This window comes from Rhodoplanes azumiensis (assembly GCF_042682915.1).
In the GTDB taxonomy this organism is placed as follows: Bacteria; Pseudomonadota; Alphaproteobacteria; order Rhizobiales; family Xanthobacteraceae; genus Rhodoplanes; species Rhodoplanes azumiensis.
Genome location: NZ_JBHUIW010000053.1, coordinates 1 through 9,909, shown reverse-complemented (window position 1 = coordinate 9,909; position 9,909 = coordinate 1). Strand labels below are relative to the sequence as shown.

Below are 9,909 nucleotides of genomic sequence, written 5' to 3'. Positions count from 1 at the left end.
TCACCCGCCCAGGGAATCCCCCGGCGATTCAGCCACACCGAAAACCGCTCTAGATTTGCCGGAACGGCTTCGGTGCAGTTCTTGCTCCGACGTTGCTCGTCGTCCTCCTGAACGATCCGCCCAGGCGAAAGAGGATCACGCCGCCCCTTCGCCCACGGTCCTTGCACGATCGTCCGCGAACATCTCGCTGCCGAGCCGCCGGGCGATCGCCTCGGCCGACATCGGTGCGCCGAACAGAAGCCCCTGCGCCTGGGTGACGCCGGTGAGCCGCAGCACCTCGAGCTGGTCCGCCGTCTCGACGCCCTCGGCGACGACGGTGAGGCCGAGGCTCAGGCCGAGCGTCGCCGCCGAGCAGACGATGGCGGCGCATTCGCGCCGGGTCAGGATGTCGCCGGTGAAGCGCCGGTCGATCTTGAGCTTGCTGAACGGGAACGTCACCAGATAGGCGAGCGAGGCGTAGCCGGTGCCGAAGTCGTCCAGCGCGACGCCGATGCCGAGATCGGCGAGCGCCCGCAGCACGGCGACGTTGCGCTCCTCGTTCTCCAGCAGCACCGTCTCGGTGATCTCGATCTCCAGGCGCCGCGGCGGCAGGCCGGTCGCGGCGAGCGCCCGGGCGATGTCGTCGAACAGCCCGGGATTGCCGAACTGCGCGGCCGAGACGTTGACGGCGACCTTGAGGTCGCCGGGCCAGCCCGCCGCCTCGGCGCAGGCGGCGCGCAGCACGTGGTCGCCGAGCGGCCCGATCAGGCCCGACTGCTCGGCGAGCGGGATGAACTCCTGCGGCGACAGGAGCCCGCGGTCGGGATGCTGCCAGCGCACCAGCGCCTCCACGGCCGCGACGCGGCCGGTCGCCATGTCGACGATCGGCTGATAGTGCAGCCGGAAGTCGCCGTCGTGGAGGCTGCGGCGGATCTCAGCCTCCAGCCTTCGGCGCGCCTCCACCTCCTCCGACATCACCGGATCGTAGTGGACGTACCGACCGGTGCCGACCGCCTTGGCCCGGTAGAGGGCGAGGTCGGCCTTCTTCAGGAGGTCGGCCGGATCGACGCCGTCCTGCGGCGCGACGGCGATGCCGATGCTGGCGGCGACGACATGCGGGGCGCCGTCGATCCGGTGCGGGACGGCGAGCAGCGTCACGATGCGCTGGGCCAGCGCCTCCGCCTCCTCGCGGGCCGAGCGGACTGCCGCCTCCGCCGTCTCGTCGGCGCAGCGGCTCGCCCGGACGGTGCGGATCACGGCGAACTCGTCGCCGCCGAGCCGCGCCAGCGTGTCGTCGCCGCGCGCCGCCTGAGCGAGCCGCGACGCGGTCTGCCGCAGCACCACGTCGCCGACCGTGTGGCCGACCGAGTCGTTGATCTCCTTGAACCGGTCGAGGTCGATCATCAGCACCGCGAAGGCGGCGCGGTCGGTGCCGAGCGCGAGCGCGGCGGCCTCGAGCCGGTCCAGGAAGGTCGCGCGGTTGGGCAGGCCGGTGAGCGAGTCGTAGCGCGCCAGGAAGGCGATGCGCTCCTCGTGGCGGTGCCGGTCGGTGACGTCGTCGTGCGTCTCCAGCCAGCCGCCGTCGCCGGTCGGTCCTTCGGTCACGGCGATCACGCGCCCGTCCTCGAGCTCGAAGAGCGCGGTCGGGGGGCGCTCGGCACCGGGCGCCGATACCCCGTCCACCCGATCGAAGGCCCGGAGCAGCCGCTTCGCCAGCCGGCTGCGCTCGGCCAGCACGGCGTCGCGAGGCCAGCCGGGGCCGAGCTCGGCGGGCAGCCGCCAGATGCGACGGAACGCCTCGTTGCAGACCCGCAGCCGGCCGTCGCCGTCGAACATGCAGAGGCCCTGCGACATCGCCCGCAGCGTCGCGGCGAACTGGGCGTTGGTGTCCTCGAGCCGGGTGTTCGTGCGGGCGAGCGAGGCCGAGCGCGCGGCGGCGACGCGGCGGGCGGCGGCGAGCTGGCGGAGCTCGCGGGCGAGCACGACGAGGAGGACCAGCAGGAAGGCGAGCAGCGTCAGGGCGCCGGTGACCGCATAGGCCGAGCGAGCCCGCCAGGCGGCCAGCACCCCCGTCTCCGGCGAGGTCACGGCGATCACCAGCGGCAGGGTCGGCAGCGGCGCCACCGACACCCAGCGGGGGACGCCGTCGAACACGCCGACCGCCGAGCGATAGCTGCCGCCGCCGGCCGCGACCGTCGCGTACCACGGCGAGGCGGCCGGAACCCGCCGGCCGGCGCTCGTGTCGTCGGCCGGATAACGCAGCAGCACGGTGCCGTCACGCCGCGACAACGTGAAGGTCTGGTCCGTCAGGAAGCCGGACGTCAGATACAGGCGGTCGAACCACGACGTGGCGACGCTGACCGTCACGACGCCGCGGAAGGTGCCCCCCGGACCCGCGATGCGGCGTGCCAGCACGACGACCGACTCCCCGGTGCTGCGCATCCGGATCGGCGGCGACACCTGCAGATCGTCGCGTCCGGCGGTGCGGAGCGCCTCGAAATATTCGGTGTCGGCGATCCCCGTCGGGGTCGCCATGGGCGGCCGCGAGGCGCTCACCACCCGCCCCGACGCGTCGGCGATCGCCATGTGGACGCTGTGCGGCATCGCCCTGACCTTCGCTGCCATCCAGTCCTGCAGTGCACCGGCGCTGAACTGCCCGTCGAAGGCATCGCCCGACGTCACCGCGAAGATTTCGGCGAGGTCGCGATAGTCGCGGACGACGTCGTCGACCTCCCGGATGACGTGCTCGATCTGCCCGGCCAGGAAGCCCGCGGTGTTGCGGTCGGCCCGCACCGCCTGGGCGATGGCGTCGGTCCGGCTCTGCCAGACCGACAGGCCGACCGCGAGCGTCGCGACCACGCCGACCAGGAGCGCGCTCACGAAGACGGCGCGATAGGATATCGAGGCGGCCGGCTCGGCCATCGAACGCACCTCCATGGACCACGCCGGCGCCACCGCTCGGGCGGCGCCGGCGCCGATGCCGCCCCGCCGCGATCACGCCGCCCGCACGGTGGCCAGGAAGGTCGCCAGCTCGCGCGACAACGCGTTGCTGTCCTTCGACAGGGACTGTGCCGACGACAGCACCTGGGCCGAGGCCGCCCCGGTCGCGTCGGCCCCATGGTTGACGTCGGTGACGTTGCGGGCGACCTCGCCGGTGCCCTGCGCGGCCTGCTGGACGTTGCGGGCGATCTCCGCGGTCGCCGCCCCCTGCTCCTCGACGGCCGCCGCGATGGTCGAGGCGATCTCGGCGATGCGGCCGATGGTGCCGCCGATCTCCTTGATGGCCGCGACCGAGTCGTGCGTCGCCGCCTGCATGCCGGCGATCTGGGCCGAGATGTCGCCGGTCGCCTTGCCGGTCTGGGCGGCCAGCGCCTTCACCTCCTGGGCCACCACGGCGAAGCCCTTGCCGGCCTCGCCGGCGCGCGCCGCCTCGATGGTCGCGTTGAGGGCCAAGAGGTTGGTCTGCTCGGCGATCGCCGTGATCAGCTTCACCACATCGCCGATGCGGCCGGCCGCCTGCGACAGCTCGCCGATCCGCGCGTCGGTCCTCTCGGCCTGTCGCACCGCCTCCGAAGCGATGCGGGTGGATTCCTGAACCTGCCGGCTGATCTCGTTCACCGAGGCGGACAGCTCGTTGGTGGCGGAGGCGACGCTCTGGACGTTGCCGGAAGCCTGCTCGGAGGCGGCGGCGACGGCGCCGGCGCGCTCCTGGGTGGTCTCCGCGGTGCGCGACAGCGTGCCGGCGGCCGCCTCGAGCTCGGTGGCGGCCGACGACACGGCCCCCACGATGGTGCCGACCGCCGCCTCGAACTGGTCCGCCATGCGGGCCATGTCGGCTTTCCGGGCGGCCGCGGTGCGGGCCTCGGCCTCCTGCTGCTCGCGCCGCAGCCGCTGCGCCTCGATCCCGTTCTCCTTGAACACCGCGACCGAGCGGGCCATCAGGCCGACCTCGTCCTTGCGCTCGGCGCCGGCGACCTCGGCCGCGAAGTCTCCGCCGGCGAGCCGCTCCATGGTACGCGACAGCACGCCGAGGGGCTTCGCGACGCCGAACTGGACCACCGCGCAGGCGAGCGCCAGCACGAGAAGGGACGCGACCGCGATCGCCACGATGGTGGTCTTGATGGTGTCAGCCACCTCGGCCGACTCCCGTTCGGATCGCTCGTGGAGCGACCGCTCGAGCTCCGCCGTGATGCCGCGCATGTGCTCGCGCAGCGCATCGTTCTTCGCCACCATGGCCTTGGCGAGCTGCAGTGCGGTCGCGTTGTCGCCCGCCATCGCCGCCTTCGCGACGGCGGCCGCGTCGCGGTGAACGGCATCGAACTTCTCACCCGCCGCCTCGAAGGCGCGCGCGAAGCCCGGCAACTCCTTCGCTCCGGCCGTGACCAGCTCCCGGAACCGGGCGTGATTGGCGTCCATGTCCTGAACGGTCTTGCGGATGTCGGCCGGGTCGGTCTCCGCGACGATCCGCCAAACCAGCCGGCCGAGATTGAACACCTCCTGGTTGGCGCGCAGCCCGGACTTCATGCCGGCGACGTCGTGCGCGACGATGTCGCCGGAGATCCTGTCGATCTCGTTCATCCGCGCGGCCGTGAACCAGACGGCGCCGGCCACGACCGCCATCAGCAGCCCGAAGCAGGCCAGAATCTTGTAAAGAATCTTGACGTTCGACAATGACATCGTCCCCTCCGTCCGGTGTGGCCGCGGCGCCGCCGCGACGCTCGGACATCCTTCGACAAGACCTGCTTCGACAAGACTTGCCTCGATCAGGCCCACCGCGTTCAGGCTTGCGCCCCGGAGCGCCGGCGCCGCGCGCCGACCGGTCGCTTGGCGCGGTCTCGCCAGCGCCCGCCCCGGACCACGCCGAGCCCTGCCGCGCCGCCGCGCTCCGCGGCGAGCCCGCCGGTCGGCGCCTCGTCGCTCGCCGCCGACCCCGGCCCCTCCAGGAGATCGACCAGCCGCGAAAGGTCGACCAGCACGGCGTCGTGGTCACGGCGGAGCCGCTCGACCACCGCAAGCCGGTCGGACGAGACGGCCGGCCCCGACAGGGTCGTCATCAGCTCGGTCATGCAGTGGGAATAGGTGTCGAGCACGCTGCGCAGCCGCGGCAGGTCCGCCCGCAGCACGCACAGCACCGTTCCTTCGCGCCGGGTGCGCGTCTCGCGCCCCTCGGCGCGCTTGCGTCTGTCGTGAGTCACGTCGCCCCCTCGATCGTCGATTCGTCGACGGGGCGAAGGGTTCGGCCGGCGTGGTTGCCGGTTTGTTACTTTCGGGTTCGGTTGGCTGTCAGATGACAGTCACACGAGGCGCCTTGCCGCGTCTCTTCGTGCCGCACAAAGGTCGGCGGGCACCTTCGATTGAATCCAGCGGCTCTCAACCCGAAGTCACATGCGCTATCTCAAAGCTGCTTCCCGGCGAGTCAGTAAGATGAAAATCGATCGGCGTCCTCTTTCGAGCCGATCGATTTTCTCGACCTAATTCGGATGTATTAAACTTGCTCGGGCAAGATCCTTCGACGCGTCCTTCGGATGACGAAATCTCCGCGGCGCTCGCGCGCATCGCGGACTCGGCGCGCTTTCGGGATTCGCCCCAGATTACCTCCTTTCTGAGCTGGGTCGTGGCGCAGACGCTGGCCGGGAACGCCGACCGGATCAAAGGGTATACGATCGCGGTCGAGGCGCTGGGCCGCGACGCGAGCTTCGACCCGAACAGCCAGTCGATCGTCCGCACCGAGGCCGCGCGGCTGCGCCAGGAGCTCGACCGCTACTATGCGGAGGCCGGTCGCGACGATCCGGTCCGCATCGCGCTGCCGCGCGGCCGTTACGTGCCGGTGTTCACCCGCGTCGAGACCCCCGCGCCGTCGCCCGAGTGGGCCGCGCCGGAACCGACGGTCGAAAAGACGCCCGCCGCCGAGCCGGCGGCCTCGCCCGCGCCGGCGGCTGCGGACGCGGCGCCGCCGCTGCCGCCGACGCCCGCGCGATCAGACCTGCCGTTCCGGTTCCGGCTCACACCCGCCTGGCTCGCCGTTCTCGCCGTCGTCGCCTACGGCCTTTTCGACGTGCTGCTGATCGATCATTGGAACCTGCACCGGATTCTGAGCGCGGCCGAGGAGACCCTCACGCCCCGGCCGACCCGGCGCCGCACCGGCGAGCCGTGGCTCGCGGTCGAGCCCGTCGCCGTCGTCGGGACCGAAGGCGGCCCCGCGGTGGCGCCGGATGCGCTGCACGCCAGGCTCACCAACGCGCTGGCGCGCTTCGAGGACATCACCGTGGTGGCCGCACCGGCCGCGATGTCGGCTGCGGCACAGGCGAGCGCCGACCTCGACTATCTGCTGGTGCCGAGGCTCGTTCGCACCGCCACGGGCCAGAGCGTCCTCAGCCTCCGCCTGCTCGCCATGCCCGAGCGCCGCGTCGTCTGGCACGACGAGATCGCGATCGAGCCGGGCGACGCCAGCCCGGGCGGGGCGATCGAGCCGCTCGTCGTCTCCGTCACGAGCGCGCTGCTGCAGCCGTTCGGCATCATTCCGGCGGCCGAGCGCCGCAAGCTCGACCCGGACGGCCCTCCCTCGGCTTATCGGTGCACGCTCGTCTCCGCCGAGCTCGCCCGCTATTTCGACCCGCAGCGGCGCGAACGCACCCGCGACTGCCTGGAGGCGGCGATTCGGGAGCACCCCGCCTTCGCGCTCGGGCACGTGCTGCTCGCGCGGCTGCACTACCGCGACCACGTGTTCGGCAATGGCGGGCCGGACAGCCTGGAGACGGCACTGACGCTGGCGCGTCGCGCCGTCGAGCTCGCGCCGACCAGCGCGCGGGCCCACTACACGCTGATGCACATCCATGTGGCGCGCGGCTTTCTGGAGCGGGGCCTCGCCCATGGCGAGCGGGCGCTGGCGCTGAACCCCTACGACCTGCGGGTGCTGATGCAGGTCGGTGGCCAGCTCGTCGCGGCCGGCGAGGTCGAGCGCGGCCGCGCGCTGCTCCAGCAGGCGCGCCGCCTGACGATCTCGAACCCGACGCCGCTCGCCTGGTCGATGTTCCTGGCCGCTTTCCTCGATGACGACGTCGCCATGATGGCGGTGGAGGCCGACCGCATGCCCGGCGCCTCCGACCGCGATGTGCTGGCCCGCGCCTTGCTCCTCGCCCGCCAGGGCGACATGGCCGGCGCCCGGGCCACGCTGGCACCGCTCGAGGAGCGCCGCTCGCCCTTCGTCGAGCGACCGCGCGAGATGCTCGCCCGCGCGATCGTGTCGCCCGCGATCGTCGACCGCATCGTCGCCGCGATCGAGGCGATCACGGGGGACGGACCGACCAGCCAGGCGCTGCGGTGATGCAACGCGCGTGCGCCGCGGCCCTGCCCGACATCGGGACGCAGTGAACGAGGCGCCTCGCCTCCTGCGGTCCCTCCTCCCCAAGGGGAGGAGAGAACAGGTCGGGCAAGCAATCTCGCCTGATCATACCGACGGCCATGACGGCTGACTCTCGCCGTCACCCTGAGAGCTTGTGAATCTTTCCGGTTTTCGGCGTTTCCGGCCCGACTAAGTCGTTGATTTGACTCAGGTCGAACAGTGCAAAAATCGAAAGATTCACAGCCTCTGAGGTGCCCGGCGCAGCCGGGCCTCGACGGGCGACGGCATCGATCTCGGGCTTGCCCGAGATCGACACCATTGAAGCCCAAGTCGGCAACGCCGACTTGGGTGGCCGCATCCTTCGAGGCTCGCGGCGCGAGCACCTGCTGCGCGAGCACTTCAGGACGACGGGTCGAGGTCCGGGGCCGTTGGCATCACATGATCGGATCTCGTGATCAGGTCGCGTGGTCTGATCTCGTGGTCGGATTTCGTGATCAGATCACGTAGACGAAGGAGTCGTAGGCGTCCTCGCCGAGGATCTGGTCCATGCTGCGGGCCGGCTCGGCGCAGCCGGCGGTGCCGACCACCTTGGCCGGCACGCCCGCGACCGTCGTCGCCGGCGGCACCGGCTTGAGCACCACGGAGCCGGCAGCGATGCGGGCGCAGTGGCCGATCTCGATGTTGCCGAGGATCTTCGCGCCCGCCCCGATCAGCACACCGTTGCGGATTTTCGGATGGCGGTCGCCGGTCTCGTTGCCGGTGCCGCCGAGCGTCACGGCCTGCAGGATCGACACATTGTTCCCGACCACGGCGGTGGCGCCGACGACGAGCCCGGTGGCGTGGTCGAGGAAGATGCCGTCGCCGAACGGCGCCGCCGGATGGATGTCGGTCTGGAACACCTCGGACGAGCGGCTCTGCAGCCACAGGGCGAGGTCGCGGCGGTCGTGGGTCCACGCCCAATGCGCCAGACGATGGCCCTGGATGGCGTGAAAGCCCTTGTAGAACAGCACCGGCTCGATCAGCCGCGATGTCGCCGGATCGCGGTCGAGCACGGCGAGCACGTCGGCCCGGGTGGCACGGCCGATCGCCGAATCGTCCGCATAGGCGCGCAGGAAGGCGTCGCGCAGGATCGCGGCCGAGACGTCGGCATTGGCGAGCCGCGCCGCGATGCGCCGCGCCACCGCGTCCTCGAAGCCGTCGGCGCCCAGGATCGTCGTCATGATCAGCGCGCCGAACTCCGGGGCGCGCGCCAGCATGGTCTCGGCCTCGTCGCGCAGCCGCGTCCACAGGCGGTCGTCCGAAACGACCGGCCGACGGGCGACGCGGGCGCTGGCGTGCAGGCCGGCGGGCGCGGCCGCGTGCTGCGGGGCATGCGAATGGGCGTGCAAGGGGGTCGCGGTGCTCACGAGCGTCCTTTCCCAAGGAAATTCCGGCGCCCGGCACGCGCGGAGTCCGTCTTGTCGATCCCAGGATGTCTGCGCCGGCGCCTGCCGTGTCAAGGAAACGGCGTCCTCTTCTTATCGTTCATGACAGCACGTTTATCCTACGGGCCTGCGGCAAGCCCTTGTCACCCCGGCACTTCATGCTGCGCCGCGACACCGGGCCTGGTCGCGCGAAATCGCCGCCAGGGTTGCCGGAGCAGGACGAGCCGGCCGCGGATCGGCCGCGCCGGCGCGGCGCAAGGCGCCGAAAGTCGTATGGCCCGGAGATCATGCGACCATCGGAGGCCCCGAATCCTGTTGTGGCGGGGCGGCCCGGCGCAGTAAGCAGGCGGATCAGAGAACCGACGCCGCGACATCCCCGCGAGGGTGTCGCGTGTCTTTTTGTCCGGAGCCGCCATGAACCTCGATGAAATCTCCCCCGGCCCGAACCCGCCGAAGGACATCCACGTCATCATCGAGATCCCGCTCGGCGGCGAGCCGGTGAAGTACGAGATCGACAAGAAGTCGGGCGCCCTGTTCGTCGACCGCTTCCTGCACACCGCGATGTACTATCCCGGCAACTACGGCTTCGTCCCGCATTCGCTGTCGTTCGACGGCGACCCGATCGACGTGATGGTGATGAACCGCGTGCCGGTGTTCCCGGGCTCGGTGATCCGCTGCCGGCCGATCGGCGCGCTCCTGATGGAGGACGAATCGGGCGGCGACGAGAAGATCATCGCGGTGCCGGTCGACAAGCTGCACCCCTACTACAACGACATCGCCAACTACACCGACCTGCCGGCCATCACGCGCGATCAGGTCGCGCACTTCTTCCAGCACTACAAGGATCTGGAGAAGGGCAAGTGGGTCACGATCGCCAAGTGGCTCGACGCGAGCGCGGCCGAGGATCTGGTCGTGAAGGCGCTGGAGCGCCACCAGAAGAAGCTCGCCGCCGCGGCCGAGACCGCGAAGTAAGGCTTTCGCGAAGGCGTCGCAGCCCTCGTCATCCCGGGGCGGCGCGTGAGCGCCGAGCCCGGGATCCATGACCCCTGTCTTTCGTGAGCCACCGGCACCGGGGCTAAGGATCCCGGGTTCGCGGACCTTCGGTCCGCGCCCACGGCTGTCCGGCACGGATTGTGCTTGAAGAGGTGCACGGCATTGATTCTG

At 71.1% G+C, this 9,909-nt stretch carries 7 protein-coding genes; 2 read left to right on the top strand and 5 right to left on the bottom strand.

Annotated features, from left to right (window positions below; genetic code table 11):
* Window positions 1-135: 135 nt before the first annotated feature.
* The 3 genes from ACFSOX_RS23370 to ACFSOX_RS23360 form a co-directional block, all read right to left on the bottom strand.
* Window positions 136-2,916, bottom strand: a complete 2,781-nt coding sequence (locus ACFSOX_RS23370; RefSeq protein WP_378480222.1) for a bifunctional diguanylate cyclase/phosphodiesterase — start codon at window positions 2,914-2,916, stop codon at window positions 136-138.
* Window positions 2,917-2,973: 57 nt separating this feature from the next.
* On the bottom strand, window positions 2,974-4,656 hold the full coding sequence (locus tag ACFSOX_RS23365; RefSeq protein WP_378480221.1) for a methyl-accepting chemotaxis protein: 1,683 nt from the start codon (window positions 4,654-4,656) through the stop codon (window positions 2,974-2,976).
* A 101-nt stretch (window positions 4,657-4,757) separates the two neighbouring features.
* Window positions 4,758-5,174, bottom strand: a complete 417-nt coding sequence (locus ACFSOX_RS23360) for a hypothetical protein (protein WP_378480220.1) — start codon at window positions 5,172-5,174, stop codon at window positions 4,758-4,760.
* A 419-nt stretch (window positions 5,175-5,593) separates the two neighbouring features.
* Here ACFSOX_RS23360 and ACFSOX_RS23355 point away from each other — a divergent pair, with 419 nt between their 5' ends.
* The gene (locus ACFSOX_RS23355) at window positions 5,594-7,303 is read left to right on the top strand and encodes a tetratricopeptide repeat protein (RefSeq protein WP_378480219.1); all 1,710 of its coding nucleotides are present in this window, start codon (window positions 5,594-5,596) and stop codon (window positions 7,301-7,303) included.
* 157 nt (window positions 7,304-7,460) lie between these two features.
* On the opposite strand, the gene ACFSOX_RS23350 is transcribed toward ACFSOX_RS23355, so the two are convergent.
* A complete protein-coding gene (locus ACFSOX_RS23350) occupies window positions 7,461-7,640 on the bottom strand; it encodes a hypothetical protein (RefSeq protein WP_378480218.1) in 180 nt (59 codons plus the stop codon).
* Between the two features lie 175 nt (window positions 7,641-7,815).
* Window positions 7,816-8,661, bottom strand: coding sequence for a serine O-acetyltransferase (cysE, locus tag ACFSOX_RS23345; RefSeq protein WP_378480223.1), 846 nt, complete (start codon window positions 8,659-8,661; stop codon window positions 7,816-7,818).
* Window positions 8,662-9,159: 498 nt separating this feature from the next.
* Here cysE and ppa point away from each other — a divergent pair, with 498 nt between their 5' ends.
* Window positions 9,160-9,717: an inorganic diphosphatase gene (ppa, locus tag ACFSOX_RS23340; RefSeq protein WP_378480217.1), complete on the top strand. Its 558-nt coding sequence runs from the start codon at window positions 9,160-9,162 to the stop codon at window positions 9,715-9,717.
* The last annotated feature ends 192 nt before the right edge of the window (window positions 9,718-9,909 follow it).